The 16,449-nt window shown below is 71.5% G+C and carries 15 protein-coding genes; 6 read left to right on the top strand and 9 right to left on the bottom strand.

Going from position 1 to position 16,449, the window contains the following annotated elements:
- The 7 genes from ROTAS13_RS08055 to ROTAS13_RS08085 form a co-directional block, all read right to left on the bottom strand.
- Positions 1 to 857: ABC transporter ATP-binding protein (locus tag ROTAS13_RS08055; RefSeq protein ID WP_075822036.1), on the bottom strand; the 857-nt coding region annotated here is incomplete at its 3' end.
- Positions 854 to 1,864, bottom strand: a complete 1,011-nt coding sequence (locus ROTAS13_RS08060) for an ABC transporter ATP-binding protein (protein ID WP_019460758.1) — start codon at positions 1,862 to 1,864, stop codon at positions 854 to 856. The genes ROTAS13_RS08055 and ROTAS13_RS08060, both read right to left, overlap by 4 nt.
- A 9-nt stretch (positions 1,865 to 1,873) precedes the next feature.
- On the bottom strand, positions 1,874 to 3,307 hold the full coding sequence (locus ROTAS13_RS08065) for an amidohydrolase family protein (RefSeq protein ID WP_058390444.1): 1,434 nt from the start codon (positions 3,305 to 3,307) through the stop codon (positions 1,874 to 1,876).
- A 13-nt stretch (positions 3,308 to 3,320) separates the two neighbouring features.
- A complete protein-coding gene (locus ROTAS13_RS08070; RefSeq protein ID WP_058390445.1) occupies positions 3,321 to 4,925 on the bottom strand; it encodes an ABC transporter substrate-binding protein in 1,605 nt (534 codons plus the stop codon).
- Positions 4,926 to 4,960: 35 nt separating this feature from the next.
- Positions 4,961 to 5,872, bottom strand: coding sequence for an ABC transporter permease (locus ROTAS13_RS08075; protein WP_058390446.1), 912 nt, complete (start codon positions 5,870 to 5,872; stop codon positions 4,961 to 4,963).
- On the bottom strand, positions 5,869 to 6,810 hold the full coding sequence (locus tag ROTAS13_RS08080; RefSeq protein WP_019460754.1) for an ABC transporter permease: 942 nt from the start codon (positions 6,808 to 6,810) through the stop codon (positions 5,869 to 5,871). The genes ROTAS13_RS08075 and ROTAS13_RS08080 overlap by 4 nt, the downstream gene beginning before the upstream one ends.
- 61 nt (positions 6,811 to 6,871) lie before the next feature.
- A complete protein-coding gene (locus ROTAS13_RS08085; protein ID WP_058390447.1) occupies positions 6,872 to 8,527 on the bottom strand; it encodes an amidohydrolase in 1,656 nt (551 codons plus the stop codon).
- A gap of 350 nt (positions 8,528 to 8,877) precedes the next feature.
- Here ROTAS13_RS08085 and ROTAS13_RS08090 point away from each other — a divergent pair, with 350 nt between their 5' ends.
- The 3 genes from ROTAS13_RS08090 to ROTAS13_RS27040 all read left to right on the top strand — a co-directional run bounded on the left by ROTAS13_RS08090 (position 8,878) and on the right by ROTAS13_RS27040 (position 11,289).
- A complete protein-coding gene (locus tag ROTAS13_RS08090; RefSeq protein WP_027297212.1) occupies positions 8,878 to 9,945 on the top strand; it encodes an alpha/beta fold hydrolase in 1,068 nt (355 codons plus the stop codon).
- A gap of 105 nt (positions 9,946 to 10,050) precedes the next feature.
- Positions 10,051 to 10,764, top strand: coding sequence for a ParA family protein (locus ROTAS13_RS08095; protein WP_019460751.1), 714 nt, complete (start codon positions 10,051 to 10,053; stop codon positions 10,762 to 10,764).
- Positions 10,765 to 10,875: 111 nt separating this feature from the next.
- Positions 10,876 to 11,289: a hypothetical protein gene (locus ROTAS13_RS27040; protein WP_058390448.1), complete on the top strand. Its 414-nt coding sequence runs from the start codon at positions 10,876 to 10,878 to the stop codon at positions 11,287 to 11,289.
- 126 nt (positions 11,290 to 11,415) lie between these two features.
- Here ROTAS13_RS27040 and ROTAS13_RS08105 read toward each other — a convergent pair whose 3' ends face one another.
- Positions 11,416 to 12,693, bottom strand: coding sequence for a NupC/NupG family nucleoside CNT transporter (locus tag ROTAS13_RS08105; RefSeq protein WP_075822037.1), 1,278 nt, complete (start codon positions 12,691 to 12,693; stop codon positions 11,416 to 11,418).
- Between the two features lie 128 nt (positions 12,694 to 12,821).
- Here ROTAS13_RS08105 and ROTAS13_RS08110 point away from each other — a divergent pair, with 128 nt between their 5' ends.
- A complete protein-coding gene (locus ROTAS13_RS08110; RefSeq protein WP_171979054.1) occupies positions 12,822 to 13,901 on the top strand; it encodes a YeiH family protein in 1,080 nt (359 codons plus the stop codon).
- A gap of 148 nt (positions 13,902 to 14,049) precedes the next feature.
- On the opposite strand, the gene ROTAS13_RS08115 is transcribed toward ROTAS13_RS08110, so the two are convergent.
- The gene (locus tag ROTAS13_RS08115; protein WP_019460747.1) at positions 14,050 to 14,541 is read right to left on the bottom strand and encodes a hypothetical protein; all 492 of its coding nucleotides are present in this window, start codon (positions 14,539 to 14,541) and stop codon (positions 14,050 to 14,052) included.
- A gap of 115 nt (positions 14,542 to 14,656) precedes the next feature.
- On the opposite strand from ROTAS13_RS08115, the gene ddpX reads away from it, so the two are divergent.
- The gene (gene ddpX / locus ROTAS13_RS08120; RefSeq protein ID WP_026033118.1) at positions 14,657 to 15,205 is read left to right on the top strand and encodes a D-alanyl-D-alanine dipeptidase; all 549 of its coding nucleotides are present in this window, start codon (positions 14,657 to 14,659) and stop codon (positions 15,203 to 15,205) included.
- 17 nt (positions 15,206 to 15,222) lie between these two features.
- Positions 15,223 to 16,134 (top strand): bestrophin family protein, encoded by a 912-nt coding sequence (locus ROTAS13_RS08125; protein ID WP_058390144.1) that lies wholly within the window; start codon positions 15,223 to 15,225, stop codon positions 16,132 to 16,134.
- Positions 16,135 to 16,449: the final 315 nt, after the last annotated feature.

Raw genomic sequence — 16,449 nt, forward strand, 5'->3', positions numbered from 1 at the left:
GAGGGCGGGTTGGCCGGGCTCGGCAGGTCGCCACCCAGGGGCGTGACCGAGCCGCGCAGCGCCGGGTCGGGGCGCGGGATGGCGGACAGCAGCGCCCGCGTATAGGGGTGGCGCGGCGCGGCGAAGAGGGCGCGCTTCTCGGCGACCTCGACGATGCGGCCGAGATACATCACCGCCACGCGGTCGGCCATGTGCTTCACCACCGCCAGGTCGTGCGCGATGAAGAGATAGCTCAGCCCGAAGCGCGCCTGGAGGTCCTTCAGCAGGTTCACCACCTGCGCCTGGATCGAGACGTCGAGCGCCGAGACGGGTTCGTCGCAGACCAGCAGGTCTGGCCGCACGGAAAGGGCCCGGGCGATGCCGATGCGCTGCCGCTGCCCGCCGGAGAATTCATGCGGGTAGCGCCCGGCATGGAAGGGCCGCAGCCCGACCAGCGAGAGCAGCTCCTGCACCCGCGCCTGCCGTGCGGCGCCGTTGCCCATGTCGTGCACCGCCATCGGCTCGGCGATGGCGTCGCCCACGGTCAGGCGCGGGTTGAGGCTGGCGAAAGGGTCCTGGAACACGATCTGCATCCGCCGGCGCAGCGCCCGCAGCGCGGTGCCGGAGGCCGTCGTGACATCCTGGCCGTCGAAGCGGATCGTGCCGGCGCTGGGCTCGATCAGCCGCATCACCAGCCGCGCGGTGGTGGACTTGCCGCAGCCGGATTCCCCCACCAGCGCCAGGGTCTCGCCCCGGTTCAGGCGGAATCCGACGCCATCCACGGCGCGGACGGCGCCGATCTGGCGGGCGAGCACGATGCCCTTGCGGATGGGATAGTGCTTGGCGAGGCCCGAAACCTCCAGCAGCGGCGCGGTCATGCCGCCAGTTCCGTGGCGAGCGCGTCGAGCGGCGCGCGCAGGCAGGCGGCATGGTGTCGGTGCGCCACGTCGCGCAGCGGCGGATCGGCGCTGCGGCAGATCTCCAGCACGAAGGGGCAGCGCGGGTTGAAGCGGCACCCCTTGGGCAGCGCGAAGGGCGGCGGCACCGCGCCGTCGATGGCGAGCAGCCGGTCGCGCTCCTCGTCCAGCCGCGGCACGCTGCCGAGCAGCCCGATGCTGTAGGGGTGCTGCGGGTCGTTGAACAGGCTCGCGGCGGAACAGCGCTCCACCACCCGCCCGGCATACATCACCGCCACCTCGTCGGCCATTTCCGCGACGACGCCCAGGTCGTGGGTGATCAGGATGATCGACATCCCCGTCTCGGCCTGAAGGTTCCGCAGCAGGTCGAGGATCTGCGCCTGCACCGTGACGTCGAGCGCGGTGGTCGGCTCGTCGGCGATCAGCAGGCGCGGGCGGCAGGCCAGCGCCATGGCGATCATCACCCGCTGCCGCATCCCGCCCGACAGCTCATGCGGATACTGCTCGAAGCGCCGTTCCGGCGCCGGGATGCGGACCTGGCGCAGCGCCGCGATGGCGGCGTCGCGCAGCGCGCGGTCCGAAGCCGTGCGGTCATGCACGCGCATCGCCTCGGTGATCTGCCTGCCGACGCTGTGCACCGGGTTCAGCGAGGTCATCGGGTCCTGGAAGATCATGGCGATCTCCCCGCCCCGGATCTTCCGCATCTCGGACTGGGAGAGCGCGGCGAGGTCCCTGCCCTCCAGCAGGATCTTCCCGGCGCCGATCCGCCCCGGCGGCGGCACGAGGCCCATGATGGAGAGCGAGAGCATCGACTTGCCGCAGCCGCTCTCCCCCACGATGCCAAGCGTGCGGCCGCGCGGCACGGCGAGGTCCACCCCGTCCACGGGCGAGACCAGCCCCTGGCCGGTGCGGAAGCTGGTGCGCAGCCCCTCGATGCGGAGAAGGTCCTGGGATTCTTCCCTGGGCATGCGGATTCCTCAGGACCAGCGGAAGGTTGGCGGGGAGATCTGCTCCACCGGCCGGTGCGCCCAGTCGCGCCCGGGGGCCTCGGCCACCACGCGCTTCTGCGCCTCGTTCAGCCGTTCGGCGGCCCCGGCGAAATCCATGGTCAGCACCTTGCCGTCGCGCACGGCGCAGGTCCCGTCCACGTAGACGGCGCGCAGCGCACGCTCGGAGGCCGCATAGACCAGGGAGCGCAGGGGGTCGCGGCGCGGCTGCATCAGCGGGTGGGTGACGTCCACCAGCACGAAATCGGCCCGGCAGCCCGGGGCGAGGCGGCCGATATCCTCCCGCCCCAGCGCCTTCGCCCCGCCGGTGGTGGCGGCCTCGAACAGCTCCTGCGTGGTGACGGCGCGCGGGTCGGTCGCCTGGGTGCGGGCGAGATAGGCGGCCAGCCGGATCTCGTCGAGCATGTTGTGCGGATAGGTGTCGGTGCCCAGGCCCATGTTCACCCCGGCACGGCGGTAGCGGCCGAAGTTCCTCATGGTGATGCCGCGCCGCGCGAAGACGGTCGGGCAATGCGCCACGCTGGTGCCCGTCTCCGCCAGCCGCTTCAGGTCGGTGTCGGTGTGCCAGCGCGTCGAGGGATGGTCGTCGAGGAAGATGCCATGGCCGATGATGGCGCGTTCGTTCAGCAGCCCCATGCTGTCGAGCCAGCCGATCGGCGTCAGCCCGTGGCGGCGGGTGATCTCGTGGAACTCCACCACCGACTGCGCGGCATGGATCTGCCAGGGCAGGCCGCGGGCCTTCGCCTCCTGCTGGCTTTCCCGCATCAGCCCGGGCGAGACGGTGTCGATCTGCGCCGGGATCACCATGCCGGACAGGCGGCCGCATTCATGCTGCGCGGCGCGGTCCACCAGGCGCAGCGCCTCCGCCATGGCCTTCTCGCCACCCGCCTCGTCCCACTCGTACTCCACCACATGGCCGTTCTTCGTGTACCAGCGGGCGGAGCGGAACATCGGTGCCACGACGGCGCGCAGCCCGCTTTCCGCCAGCAGGTCGAGCCATCCGTCATAGGGCACGGACAGGTCGGCCACGGTGGTGACGCCGGACAGCAGCAGCTCGCTCAGCGCCACGCGGGCGCAGTCGGGCACCGCATCCTCGCCCGCGCGGAAGATCGGCATGAACTCGTAGAGCGAGGAGTTGTAGAGGCCGGGCGAGCCGATCTCGTCCAGCAGCCCCTTGTTCATCGGCTCGCTGGACGGATGCGTGTGGATGTTGACGAGGCCGGGCATGACCATCAGCCCCGCCCCGTCGATCACCTCCTCCGCCGGCCCGTCATAGCCCCGGCCGACGAAGCGCAGCGCGCCGCCCTCGAAGGCGACGTCGCCGCCGGTCAGGTAGGCATGGGTCTTCGCGGCCTCGTCCCAGGCCAGGACGACATCGGCGTTGCGGATCAGCGTGACGGCCATGCCCGGATGCTCCTCAGCGTGTCAGCCTGATGTCGAGGCCCTTGTACAGGGCCGCGCCATAGACGCCGTGTGGCCGCGCGCCCTCGACGCGCTGCGAGGTGGCGAGCCAGAGCTGCTGGCGCACCAGCGGCACCCAGACATTGGCCGCGGTGATCTGCTCCTGCACCTCGCCGATCAGCTTGGCGCGGTTGGCCGGGTCGGTGGCGGTGCGGGCGCCGAGCAGGTTCCTGTCGGTCTCCTCGTTCACCCAGTTCATCCGGTTCGGCGTCGGGCGGTTGGCGCTGGGGAAATAGAGGGACAGCGCATCCGTCGCCGAGAGATAGGGATAGGACATGGTGAAGGCGTCGAATTCCTGCGTCGCCAGCTTGCCCCAGGCCACGGTGGCGTCCCAGAGCTGGATCTTCATCTCGATGCCGATGCGGCGCAGATCGGCCTGCATCGCCTGCATCATGCTGTTATTGGTGCCGTTCTGGATGCCGTAGAGCAGGAAGCTCGCGCGCTGCCCGTTCTTCTCGCGGATGCCGTCGGAACCGGCCTTCCACCCGTCCTCGTCCAGCAGCCTGCGCGCGCCATCGACATCGAAGGAGGGCTGCAGCTTCGCCGCGTCAGGGTCGAAATCCTGCACCTTGGGGTTCAGCAGGGTGTTGGCGGGCTCGCCGGCGGAGAAGAAGACGGCCTTGGCGATCGGGCCGCGGTCCACCGCCATGTTGATGGCCTTGCGGATCACCGGGTCGCTGACCACCGGCTTGTCCACCTTGAAGCCGACGAAGTAGTCCCAGAAATAGACCGGCTGCTGCTGCAGCTTCACGGTCGGGATCTTCTTCAGCCCTTCCAGCGCGAAGAAGGGGATCTCCTGCACCACATCGGCCTGCCCGGTCTGCAAGGCGGCGAGGCGGGTATTGGCCTCCGGGATCACGCGCCAGATCACCTTGCCGATCTGCGGGCTGGGGTTCCTGTAGATCGGCGGGCCCCAGTTGTAGCCCTCATGCCTGTTCAGGACGAGGTCCTGCCGCGGCGTCCAGCTCCCCCAGCAATAGGGGCCGGTGCCGTTGAAGCCCTGCACGCCGAAATTCTGCCCGAGCTTCTCCACCGTCGCCTGATCGACGACGGAGCCGAAATACATGGTGAGCTGGGTCAGCAGCTCGGAGAAGGGCTCCTTCAGCTCGTACTCGACGGTGTGGTCATCGACGGCACGGACCTCCTTCACCTGCCCGGCGCGCCACTTCGAGGGGCTGCGCGTGGCCGGGTCGATCCAGCGGTTGATGGAATAGACCACGTCCTTCGCCGTCATCGGCTTGCCGTCGCAGAACTTCACGCCCTGCTTCAGCTTGAAGGTGTAGAGCTTGCCGTCCGGGCTGACCGTCCAGCTTTCAGCGAGGCCCGGCTTCACCGTCTTCTGGTCCCAGTCCATGGAGACCAGCGTGTCGGCCATCATGTAGATGGCCCAGCCCGCCGACTGCGAGGTGGTGCGCGCCGGGTCGTAGTTGTCGGCGTCGATCTCGCGCAGCGCCACCAGCGTGTCGCGCGGCGCGGCCTGCGCCCAGGCCCCCGCCACGGGCATCAGGGCCGAAAGGGCGAAGGCGCTTCCGAGAAGCGCGGCGCGGAGGGTCGGACGCATGCTGGGAACTCCCGGAAACAAGGTGGAAAGGGGTGTCAGCGGCGCAGCCGGGGATCGAGCGCGTCGCGTAGCGCATCGCCCAGGATGTTGAAGCCCAGCCCGACCAGGAAGATCAGGACACAGGGGATCACCGCGATATGCGGCGCGAAGAACAGGAAGTTCCGCCCCTCGCTCGCCATGGCGCCCAGCTCCGCCAGCGGCGGCTGCGCCCCCAGGCCGAGAAAGGACAGCGCGGCGCCGAGCAGGATCACCTGCCCGAAGCGCAGCGTGGTGAAGACGAAGATCGGCGACAGGCAGTTGGGCGCGAGATGCCGCAGGATCAGCCGCGTATCGGACATGCCCGTGGCCCGCGCCGCCTCGATGTAGTCCTGCTGCATCACGCCCAGCGCCGCGCCGCGCGTGATGCGCGCCATCAGCGGCACGGTCGCGACCGACAGCGCCAGCACCACGGCCCAGATGCCCGGCCCGAAGATCGCCGCCAGCGCCAGGCCGAAGAGGATGGCGGGAAAGGACAGCAGCACGTCCATCAGCCGCATCAGCAACCCGTCGATGCGGCGCCAGAAGGCGGCGGCGAAGCCCACCACCATTCCCGTCACCCCGCCCAGCACGACCGAGGCCAAGCCCATCAGCAGGCTCATCCGCAAGCCGTAGAGCAGGCGCGTGACCATGTTGCGCCCCTGCGCGTCCGCCCCCAGCCAGAGGCCGGGTGCCGCGCCCGGCGGCTGCATCGCGAGCGACAGGTCGTTGTCATAGGGATCGGTCGGCGCGAGCCAGGGCGCCAGCACCGCGGCACCGACCAGCAGCACCACCAGCACCAGCGCGGCGGCGCCGACCGGATCGCGCAGCAGGCGGCGGAACAGGCCGGGGCCGCGCGCCACATGGGCGTCGGTGGCGGCGAGCTCCGGCTCGGCGACCTTGATGGCCGCCTCGGGCAGGACGGCGCTCATGCCGCGCGCATCCGCGGGTCGAGCGCGACGTAGAGCACGTCCACGGCGAGGTTGATCAGGATGAAGCCAAGGGAGAGCACCAGGATCGTCCCCTGCGCCATGGGAAAGTCGGAGGACAGGATGGCGCCGACCGCCAGCCGCCCGACGCCGGGCCAGGAGAATACCGTCTCCGTCACCACCGCGCCGCCGAGCAGGAAGCCGATCTGCAGCCCGATCAGCGTCACGATGGGGATCAGCGCGTTGCGCAGCCCGTGCCGCATCACCACCGCGAACTCGCCGAGCCCCTTGGCCCGGGCGGTGCGGACGTGTTCCGCCCCCATCACGTCCAGCACCGCCGTACGCGTCATCCGCGCCACCGGCCCGACGAAGGCCATGCCCAGGGTGATGGCGGGCATGGCGATGGCCAGCAGCCCGTCCATCGTCCAGAGCGGCCCGCCCCGCCCGGTGAAGGGCAGGAGCTGCCACTGGAAGCCCACCACCCAGATCAGCATCAGCCCGATAAAGAAGACCGGCAGCGTGGCGCAGGCCACGGCAAAGGCCATCACCGTCCGGTCGAACAGCGTGCCGCGCCAGTAGGCGGCCGCCGTGCCCATGGCGATGCCGAGCGGGATGGACCAGACTAGGCAGGCGAACATCAGCTCCAGCGTCGGGCCGATCGTGTCGCCCAGCTCCTGCGTCACCGGCATGTTGTTGATGATGGAAACGCCCAGGTCGCCCTGCGCCAGCCGCCCGACATAGGCGCCGAACTGCCACCAGAGCGGCTTGTCCAGGCCCAGGTCCTGCCGGATCGCGGCGATCACCTCCGGCGTGGCGGTCGGGCCGGCCCGCACCGTGGCGGGATCGGTCGGCACCACCTGCATCAGCAGGAAGCCGACCAGCAGCACGCCGACCAGGACGGGAATGGCCAGCAGCAGCCGTTGCAGCGCGTGCCGGAGCATCAGCCGGCCCCGCTATCGCCCGGCCGGCCCCTCACTGGGCCGCCCCTCACTGCGCCGCCCCTCACTGGGCCGCCTCGGCCATCAGCGCGCCGTGCCGGTCGAAGATCGCCTCGCCGCCGCGCAGCGTCAGGTCGGCCTTCACCTCCCGCACCACCTCGGGCTCCAGCGCGAAGATGTCGGCGGACAGCACCACCACGTCGGCCTGCATCCCCACTTCCAGCGTGCCGCGCCGGTCCTCGGCGAACTGCGAATGCGCGCCGCACCAGGTGTAGCAGTGGACCGCCTCCGAGATGGTGAGGCGCTGGTCGGGGCCGATCACCGTGCCCTTCACTGTCCGCCGCGTCAGCATGGCATAAAGGCCGACGAAGGGATCGACGGTGCAGACCGGGCTGTCGGAGGAACCGGGCGGGTTGTGCCCTTCGTCGAGCCAGGTGCGCATGGGATAGGAGGCGGCGGAACGCTCCATGCCCAGAACCTTCAGATAGACCTCGCCGAACTCGTAGATGAAGGTCGGCTGCGGCACCGGGATGATGCCGCGCGCCTTCATGCGCCGCCGCTGGTCCGCGTTCAGGAAGCCGCAATGCTCGATGCGATGGCGCCGGCCGGGCACCGGCATGTCCGGCGTGTCGGCGGCCTCCATGCCGGACAGGATCTGCTCGATCGCCGCATCGCCGATGGCATGGATGTCGAGCTGCCAGCCCTGGCGGTGGTACTTCGCCAGCAGCGCGTGCTGCTCCGCCTCGGAAAAGCAGAGGATGCCGGTGCCTCCGCCGGCGGAGGCGAGATAGGGCTCGAAGAAGGCCGCGGTCAGCCCGCCCGCCGAGCCGTCGGCGAAGGTCTTCACCGCGCCCCAGGCCAGCATGTCGTGCCTGTGGTCGGGCCGCAGCCCGGCCTCCCAGGCCTCCGCCGCGATGCCCTCGGGATTGCCCGCCAGCACCTGCCACATGCGCTGCATCAGCCGCCCCTCGGCGAGCGCGCGGCGATAGGCGGCGATCTCCGCCATGCCGGCGGTCATGCCGACATTCATGTCGCTGGCCGAGGCGAAGCCGCGCGCGGCGAGGTCGCGCCCGGCACGCTCGATCGCCGCCACCATCATGTCCTCGGAGGGCTCGGGGATCGCCTGCTTCAGCAGCCCCTGCGCGCGTTCCTGCAACAGCCCGGTCAGCGCGCCGCCCTTCCGCTCGATGGCGCCGCCCTGCGGGTCGGGCGTGTTGTGGCCGATCCCCGCGCGCTTCAGCGCGGCGGTGGAGGCCACGCCCATATGGCCGCAGGTGCGCACGATGTAGACGGGATGCTCCGGCGCGGCGGCCTGCAGTTCCTCCGCCGTCGGATGCCGCCCGACATCGAGCACGAGATGGTCATAGCCGCGCCCGACCACCCATTCGCCCTTTGGCGTGTGCGCCGCGGCGGCACGGAGGCGGGACAGCAGCTCGTCCAGCGTCTTCACGCCGTCATCCGGCCGCAGGTTCGCCTGCACCAGGCCGAGGCCATAGGGCAGCAGGTGCATGTGCGCCTCGTTGAAGGCGGGGATCGCCGCACGGCCCGCGAGATCGACACGCCGCGTGCCCGGCGCGGCGGCACCCTCGACATCCGTCCGCGTGCCGACCGCCGCGACCTTGCCGTCGCGCAGCAGCAGCGCCTCGGCGAAGCCACCCGTGTTCCCCTGCGCCAGCCCGCGGAAGATCCGCCCGCCCGTCAGAAGAAGATCGCCGCCCATGCTTCCGCCCCCAGCAAACATCCTGCCGCTTCCCGCCATCGTCCCGTGGCGCGCATGGGCTCGCGCGGATTCGGTATGGCCGAAACCGGCCAGCGTGGCATTCGCCACCTGGCTTCCCCCATGCGGAAGCGTGCAGACTGTCATCCGGTATACCGAGCGCGTCAACACACCGAATGGGTGCTTCCCATGCCGCGGCGCAGCGCGCGTTGCCGCCTTGCTTCATCCTTGGGCATGGCTGTTTGCACAGGCGGCAGCACGCCTCGCCCGCGGCAGAAGCGGCGGCATGGCCTTCCGCTTGACCGTCCCCGCATTCGCCTTTCACATCTCCCTGCCGGTGGAAAGGGCGATGGATGGCCACGAAGAACATGCGCCCGGAGCAGGCACCGTCCCCCGGCCGTCCCGCCACCCGGCCTCCCGGCTGGCCCACGGCCAGCGGGCGCATCCGCCTCGGCACGCGCCGGATGCTGCATGGCGGCGCGATCGCCGATGCGATGCTCGGCTGGAAGACGCATGGCACGCTCTCGCCCGCGCGCGACAACGCCGTGCTCTATCCCACCAGCTACGGCGCACGGCATCCGGAACTGGAATGGCTGATCGGGCCGGACGGCGTGCTCGATCCCACGCGCTGGTTCGTCGTGCAGGTCGACATGTTCGGCAACGGGATCTCCTCCTCGCCCTCGAACACGGCGGACTATCCGCCGCTCGTCACCGCCTGGGACAATGTGCAGGCACAGCGGCAGCTGCTGCGCGACGTCTTCGGCATCGACAGGCTGCACGCCGCCTATGGCTGGTCGATGGGCGCGCAGCAGGCCTACCACTGGGCCGCCTGCTTCCCCGAGGCGGTGGAGCGCGTGGTGATCAACTGCGGCAGCGCCCGCACCGCGGCGCACAACCAAGTCTTCCTGCGCGGGCTGATGGCGGTGCTGGAGGCCGCGCCGGAGCACCGGGGGGAGGGCCGCTTCGCCGCCGAGCCCGCCCTGGCCAAGCGCGCCTTCGGGCGGATCTATGCCGGCTGGGCGCTGAGCCAGGACTTCTACCGCGCCGGCCTGCACCTTTCGCCGGAAACGCCCGATCTCGCCGCCTATCTGCGCGGCTGGGAGACACGCTACGACGCGAAGCCCGCCGCCGACCTGCTGGCGCAGCTGCGCTGCTGGGATGCCGGCGACATCAGCGACAACCCGCTCCACGGAGGCGACCTGCCCCGCGCCCTGGCGGCGATCCGGGCGCGCGTCCTGCTGATGCCCGGCGCGACGGACCTGTATTTCCGCGTCGCCGACAACGAGGCGGAGCTGCCGCATCTGCGCGACGCGAAGCTCCTCCCCATCCCGGGCATCCATGGCCACCGCGCCGGCAATCCTGCCGGCAACGCCGCCGGCACCGCCTTCCTGCGGGAGGCCGTGCGGCTCTGGCTGGACTGAACGCCGCGCCGCCCCCGGACATGCTTGCACGATTGCACGATTGCACGCAAAATCGGCACTCACCGGACCGCCGTGGCCCGGGCAGGGCGGAGGGTCCGGGCCATCATGCTCGTCGTGGGCTGCGTGTCGCAGAAAGGGGGGGTGGCGAAGTCGTCGCTGGCCCGCCTGCTGGCGCGGGAACTGGCCGCCCAGGGCCGCAGCGTGCTGCTCGCCGACCTGGACGTGCTGCAGGCCACCTCCGTCGAATGGGCGCGCCGCCGCGCCGCCTCGGGGCGGAAGCCGGTGGTGCGGGCGGAATGCTTCGACGGGCTGGAGCCGGCCCTGCGCGCCGCGCGCCGCGATCTCGCCGATTGCCTCGTGCTCGATGCGCGCGGCTTCGCCGATGCCCAGACGCTGGAACTCGCCCACGCCGCCGATGCGCTGCTGATCCCCTCCGGACTGGCGGTGGACGACCTGCTGCCGACCGTGCGGCTGGCGCATGAGCTGCTCGGCCAGGGCATCCCGGCGGAACGCATCGCCATCGCCCTCTGCCGCGCCGGCGATTCCGCGAGCGAGATCGAGGAGGCGGCGCTCTATGTGCGCGAGGCCGGCTATCACTGCCTGCCGCATGCCTGGCCGGAAAAGGCCGGCTACCGCCGCGCGCATGACGAGGGCCGCGCCGCCACCGAGGTCACGCACGCCTCGCTGCGGCACAAGGCCGAAGCCTTCGCCCGGGACGCCGTTGCCTTCGTCACCAGCCGCGCCCCCGCCGGGCCGCCTCCCGAGGCGAAGCAGAAGCCCCAGGCGAAGCAGAAGCCCGGGGCGAAGCAGAAGCACTGAGACCCCCAGCCCTTTCCTCATCACGGCGGGAGGGGCCGGGCCTTGGCCAGCCGTGAAAACCGCCCCGCCAGCCCTCCCGCCCGGCAGGGCTCCGGAATCCTGGAACAGAGCATGCCCGAATCAGACCAGCCCTCCGCCGCCGAAACCCAGGCCCCCGAAACCCGGGCCCCCGAAACCCGGGCCGCCACACCGCCGCGGCGCCGCGGCACCAAGGGCGCGCCGCCGCCGCAGAACAGCGTGCTCGGCGCCCTGGGCGATACCCCGCCCGCCTCCGCGAAGACCGCAAAGCCGGTCAAGACCGCCAGACCCATCGCGGAACCGCCTGCCGAACCGGCTCCCGAGGCCCCGAGGAAGGGCAAGAGCAAGCCCGCGAAGCCTTCCAAGGAACGCACCGAGCCGCTCAACTTCCGCGTCACCGCGGAGTTCCGGAGGGCCTTCAAGCGCGCCGCCGCGGCACAGGACTGCAAGAAGGTCGACCTGCTCGAACGCATCTTCGCCGACTGGCAGGCCCGCAACCCCGGCTGATCCGGGCAGCGGCTTTCCCTGGCCGCCGCGCGTCTCGTCCGGCGTTGCGCCATCCCGGGTGAAAGGCGCTGCCTTTCCCCGGCGGCCGGCCACAAAGCGCAACACGGTCACTGGCAGCCGCCGGGATCACCCCGGCGACAGCAGCCCCACCGTGGCCCCCATCATGCAGCAGGCGATGGTGCCGGCCGCCAGGGCCGGCAGGCCCAGCCGCACGATCTCGCCGCGCCGCTCCGTGCACATCAGCGACATGCCGCCCACCATGATCCCGACCGAGGCGAAGTTGGTGAAGCCGCAGAGCGCCCAGGTGAGGATGACGCGCGACCGCTCCGAAAGGCCCGCCCCGCCGGAGGTGGCGAGCTCCAGATAGGAGACGAACTCGTTCACCACGAGCTTCACGCCGAGCGAGGATGCCACCGTCGCGGCCTCGGCGGCGGGAATGCCCATGGCGAAGGCCAGCGGCCACATCAGCCAGCCCGCGATCCCCCGCAGTGTCAGCCCGGTCAGCGGCTGCAGGATCATGTCGAGCAGCGCCACCAGCGCCACGAAGACGATCAACGAGGCCATGATGCCGAGCAGCAGTTGCAGCCCGTCCGCCGTGCCGCGCACGATGGCCTCCATGCTGCTGTCATAGAGCGGCGGCATCTCCGGCTCGCCACCGGCAACGGCGGCTGCCGGGTCCGGCGGGATCATCAGCATGGCGGCGAGGATCGAGGCCGGGGCGCCCACCAGGCTGGCGGCCAGGAGCTGTCCCGCCGCATCCGGCACCACCGGCGCGATGATCGTGGCGTAGACCACCAGCATGTTGCCGGAGATGGTGGCCAGTCCCGCGACCATCACGGCGAAGAGCTCGGCCCGCGGCATGGTGGCGAGCCAGGAGCGGATCAGCAGCGGCGCCTCGACGCTGCCGACGAAGACATTGGCGGCGACCGAGAAGCCGCAGGCCCCCGAGATGCCGAAGGCCCGCCGCAGCAGCACGGAAAGCCCCCGCACCACCAGCGGCAGGATGCGCCAGTGGTAGAGCAGCGCCGACAGCGCCCCCACCACCAGGATCAGCGGCAGTGCCTGGAAGAACAGCACGAAGGAGCCGCCCGGCCGCAGCTCCGCATAGGGCAGCGGCGCCCCGACCAGATAGCCGAAGACGAAGCTCGTCCCCTCCCGCGTCGCGCGGGACAGGGCATCAACCCCCGCCCCTGCCCAGGCAAAGGCCCGGCGGAGCGGCGGCACATGCAGCAGCAGCGCGGCGGCCAGCACCTGCGCCAGCAGCCCGGCCAGCACGATCCGCCAGGGAACGGGCCTCCGGGCGAGGCGCCTGCCCCGCACCCCCTCCCCCAGCACCCCGGCCACCCAGGCCAGCAGGCAGAGCGCGGCGAGGCCCGCCCCGGCCTGGAGCTGAAGCGGGCTCATGCGCCGCCCGCTTTCCACGGCGCGGCAGGAACGTTCACGAATCCAGATCGGTCCGATCGAACCATTGCGTTTGTCCGATGTGTCGTCGCGTTGCATCATAGGGGCCAATCCCAGGACGCCGAGCCCCCATGACCACCCCAGCCCCCGCCGCCAGCCTCGCCAAGCCGCAACCGGCCGGGGTGCAGGGCAGCGGCGCGCTGCGGCGGCTCGGGCCGGGCGTGCTGCTCTGCGCCGCCATCGCCGCGCTGGCGGCCGGCATCGGCCGCGCCGAGGAAGCCCTCCTGGGCCGCGACTGGCTGGAACCGGTGGTGCTGGCCATCCTGCTCGGCACGGCGCTGCGCACCGCCTGGACGCCGCCCAAGGCCTTCGCTCCCGGCATCGCCTTTTCCGCCAAGGTGCTGCTGGAAGTCGCGATCATCCTGCTGGGCACGGCGCTGAGCGCGCAGGCGATCCTGGCGGTCGGCCCGGCGCTGGTGCTGGGCATCGCCGCCGTGGTGGCGGTGGCCATCCCGGCCAGCTACGGCATCGGCCGCCTGCTCGGCCTGCCGCGGCGGATGGCGATGCTGGTGGCCTGCGGCAACTCGATCTGCGGCAATTCCGCCATCGCCGCCGTGGCGCCGGTGATCGGCGCCGAAAGCCGCGACATCGCCGCCTCCATCGCCTTCACCGCCGTCCTGGGCATCGTCGTGGTGCTGTCCCTGCCGCTGGCCGTGCCGCTGCTCGGGCTGCACGAGGCGCAGTATGGCGTCCTCGCGGGCCTCACCGTCTATGCCGTCCCGCAGGTCCTGGCCGCCACCGCCCCGGTCGGGGCGCTGAGCGTGCAGCTCGGCACGCTGGTCAAGCTGGTGCGCGTGCTGATGCTGGGACCGGTGGTGCTGGTCCTGTCGCTGCTGTCGGCGCGCCGCCGCGACGCGGATCAGCCTGCTGCCCGCCCCAGGGTCCTCGGCCGGCTGGTGCCCTGGTTCATCCTGGGCTTCCTGGGCTGCGCCGTCCTCCGCTCCCTGGGCCTGATCCCGCAGGCGGCGCTCGCCCCCATCGCCAGCCTGACCACGCTGCTGACGGTGGTCTCCATGGCCGCCCTCGGCCTGGGCGTGGATGTCCGCATGGTCGCCCGCGCCGGCGCCCCGGTCGTCGCGGCCGTGATCGGCTCGCTGCTCGTGCTGGGTGCGATCAGCCTGGGCCTGATCCACCTCCTGCCCCTGGCCTGACCGCCCCCCTCTTCGGCGCCCGGGCCTGACGCCTGGCGCTACGCTGTCCCGGGGGAAAGGCCCTGCCTTTCCCCCGGGAGACGGCCATCAGGCGCTCCGCCGGAACAGCTCAGGACAGGCTGGCCGGACGACAGCGGCAACCCAGCCCTCAGCCCCGCCCGTGCGAGGCGCCGACGTCGCGCACCAGGGACTCCACCGCCTGGACGGCCTCGCGCATCGGGCCGGCCAGGGCGGCGTCCTGCTGCTGGCCCTGGACCTTGTGGCTGGCCGCCTGGATCTGGCTTTCGGCCTGCTTGTAGACGGGACGCTCCTTGTAGGAGGCGGGCGCGCGGCGGACGATGCCCAGGCTGTCCTGCAGCACGGTCAGCACCTCGCGCCGCGCGGTGCCCACGGATTCGTCCTTGCTGAACTCGTCCTTCACGCCCGGCTGGCTGGCGGCGGCGCGCAGCTTGCCGAGGCTGTCCTGCAGCAGCTTCTCATAGCTGGCGAGGTCGGGCGCCTCGCTGGAGCCTCCGGCCGGGGAGCCGCTCGTCGCGCCCCCGCGGCCATTGCCCTGTCCGATATTCTGCGCCCGGAGGTCCTGGACCCAGAGCGGCGTGGCAATCAGGGCCAGGGCCAGGGTGAAAGCGGTGCCGCGCATCGGTCGGATTCCCTCTTCGTCGGAGAGCCGCGAACGCGGCGGAGCAGGGCTGGGTTGCGTCGTGTGGCTCCGGCGCCGGGCAGCGGCCAGCAACGGGCATGGCTATAACCGCCCCATGCTGATCCCGATCCGCGAGGAAGACGGCCTCCTCCTCGACATCCGCTACGCCACAACCGACAACCTGACGGGCCGCCCGATCTACGCGCGCCCGGTGGCGCTGCTGCTACCGGAGGCGCGCGAGCGCCTGCTGCGGGCCAACGCGCTGGCACTCGCGCTCGGCCTGCGGATCAAGGTCTTCGACGCCTTCCGCCCGGTCGAGGCGCAATGGGCGCTGTGGCACGCGGTGGAGGACAAGCGCTTCGTCTCCGACCCGCGCCAGGGCGGCGTGCATCCGCGCGGCGCGGCGGTGGACCTGACGCTGGTGGAGGCGGCGAGCGGCACCGAACTGCCGATGGGCACCGGCTTCGACGCGGTGGAGGAAGCCTCCGCCCATGGCAGCCTAGCCATCCCGGCGGAGGACCAGCGCAACCGCGCCATCCTGCTGGGCATCATGACAGCGGCCGGCTGGGACCACTACAGCCTCGAATGGTGGCACTACCAGCTCTTCGGCGCCCGGCGGCATCCGGCGCTCTGCGCCAGCGCCGTGCCGGCCGGCCCCATGTGACAGCGGGCTGAGGCGCCATGATCGTCCGCTCCCGTCCCGGCACGCTGGACCTCCTCTTCGCCCTGCGCGGCTCCGTGGTGCCGCTGGTGGCCCCGCGCGTGCTGCTGGTGACCGGCATCGCCCTGCTGCTGGCGCTGCTGGACCGGCGCTATCCCGGCATCTTCCCCGAGTTCAGCGCAGCACCCTTCACCGTGCTGGGCCTGACGCTCTCGATCTTCCTCAGCTTCCGAAACAACGCCTGCCACGCGCGCTGGTGGGAGGGGCGGCAGCTCTGGGGCCGGCTGATCACCGAGAACCGCATCTTCGCCCGGCTGGCGACGAGCCTGCTGCCGGAAGGCGATTCCCGCACGCGGCTGCTGCGGCGGGTGGCAGGCTTCGCGCATCTGCTGGCCACGCAGCTCCGCGGCCGGGACGGGCTGGAACGGGCCCGCCCCTGGCTGCCGGCCGGGGAAGCCGCCGCCCTGGCCACGCGGCGCAACCGCCCGGACGCCGTGCTGCGCGCGCAATCGGCGGAACTGGCCGCGCTGCTGCGCGCCGGCACGCTGAGCGACATCCTGCACGTCCAGATCTCCGCCCCGCTGGCCGAGATGACCGGCATCCAGGCCGGCTGCGAGCGCATCCACAACACGCCCCTGCCCTATGCCTATTCGCTGCTGCTGCACCGCTCGGCCTGGCTCTTCTGCCTGCTGATGCCCTTCGGCTTCGTCGGCACGCTCGGCTTCGGCACGCCGGTCGTGGTGGCGATCCTGGCCTATACGCTCTTCGGCCTCGACGCCCTGGGCGACGAGCTGGAAGACCCCTTCGGCGACGAGGCCAACGACCTCGCCCTCGACGCCATGGTGCGGGTGATCGAAACGGACCTCCTGGAGGCCCTGGGCGAAACCGACCTGCCCGAACCCCTCCGCCCCACCCGCTACCTCCTGCGCTGATGCCCCCGGCGTGGCTCTGTCCCCCGGGGGACAAGGCTCCGCCTTTTCCCCCGGCCCCCCTTATCCGCCAGGACTCTTCGAGCCCTGGACCCGGTGAGTTGGTGCTTGCTGGGGTCGGATCGCGCCGGAGAACATGGCTCTCCGGCGGACTGCCGGTGCCACGGGCGCGGACAGGGTGTCTTTCTTTTCGGGAGTTCCGCCTTTCCACCTGCTCCCGGGGATCGGGCCGCAGACTGACGGCCACCAAGCGGAGCCAGCGAAAGCCCGGGGTCCGGGGACCGGCTCCGGTCCCCGGCGGAGAGGGGGCCCGGCGGG

The sequence above is a fragment of the Roseomonas sp. TAS13 genome (assembly GCF_001950415.1).
Classification (GTDB): Bacteria; Pseudomonadota; Alphaproteobacteria; order Acetobacterales; family Acetobacteraceae; genus Roseomonas; species Roseomonas mucosa.

Excerpts from the sequence above, each read along its gene's own strand:
- ROTAS13_RS08125 (WP_058390144.1), top strand. The coding sequence starts at position 15,223 with ATGATCGTCCGCTCCCGTCCCGGCACGCTGGACCTCCTCTTCGCCCTG.
- ROTAS13_RS08070 (WP_058390445.1), bottom strand. The coding sequence starts at position 4,925 with ATGCGTCCGACCCTCCGCGCCGCGCTTCTCGGAAGCGCCTTCGCCCTT.
- ROTAS13_RS08085 (WP_058390447.1), bottom strand. The coding sequence starts at position 8,527 with ATGGGCGGCGATCTTCTTCTGACGGGCGGGCGGATCTTCCGCGGGCTG.
- ROTAS13_RS08090 (WP_027297212.1), top strand. The coding sequence starts at position 8,878 with ATGGCCACGAAGAACATGCGCCCGGAGCAGGCACCGTCCCCCGGCCGT.
- ROTAS13_RS08075 (WP_058390446.1), bottom strand. The coding sequence starts at position 5,872 with ATGAGCGCCGTCCTGCCCGAGGCGGCCATCAAGGTCGCCGAGCCGGAG.
- ROTAS13_RS08095 (WP_019460751.1), top strand. The coding sequence starts at position 10,051 with ATGCTCGTCGTGGGCTGCGTGTCGCAGAAAGGGGGGGTGGCGAAGTCG.
- ROTAS13_RS08110 (WP_171979054.1), top strand. The coding sequence starts at position 12,822 with ATGACCACCCCAGCCCCCGCCGCCAGCCTCGCCAAGCCGCAACCGGCC.
- ROTAS13_RS08060 (WP_019460758.1), bottom strand. The coding sequence starts at position 1,864 with ATGCCCAGGGAAGAATCCCAGGACCTTCTCCGCATCGAGGGGCTGCGC.
- ROTAS13_RS08080 (WP_019460754.1), bottom strand. The coding sequence starts at position 6,810 with ATGCTCCGGCACGCGCTGCAACGGCTGCTGCTGGCCATTCCCGTCCTG.
- ROTAS13_RS08105 (WP_075822037.1), bottom strand. The coding sequence starts at position 12,693 with ATGAGCCCGCTTCAGCTCCAGGCCGGGGCGGGCCTCGCCGCGCTCTGC.
- ROTAS13_RS08115 (WP_019460747.1), bottom strand. The coding sequence starts at position 14,541 with ATGCGCGGCACCGCTTTCACCCTGGCCCTGGCCCTGATTGCCACGCCG.
- ddpX (WP_026033118.1), top strand. The coding sequence starts at position 14,657 with ATGCTGATCCCGATCCGCGAGGAAGACGGCCTCCTCCTCGACATCCGC.
- ROTAS13_RS27040 (WP_058390448.1), top strand. The coding sequence starts at position 10,876 with ATGCCCGAATCAGACCAGCCCTCCGCCGCCGAAACCCAGGCCCCCGAA.
- ROTAS13_RS08065 (WP_058390444.1), bottom strand. The coding sequence starts at position 3,307 with ATGGCCGTCACGCTGATCCGCAACGCCGATGTCGTCCTGGCCTGGGAC.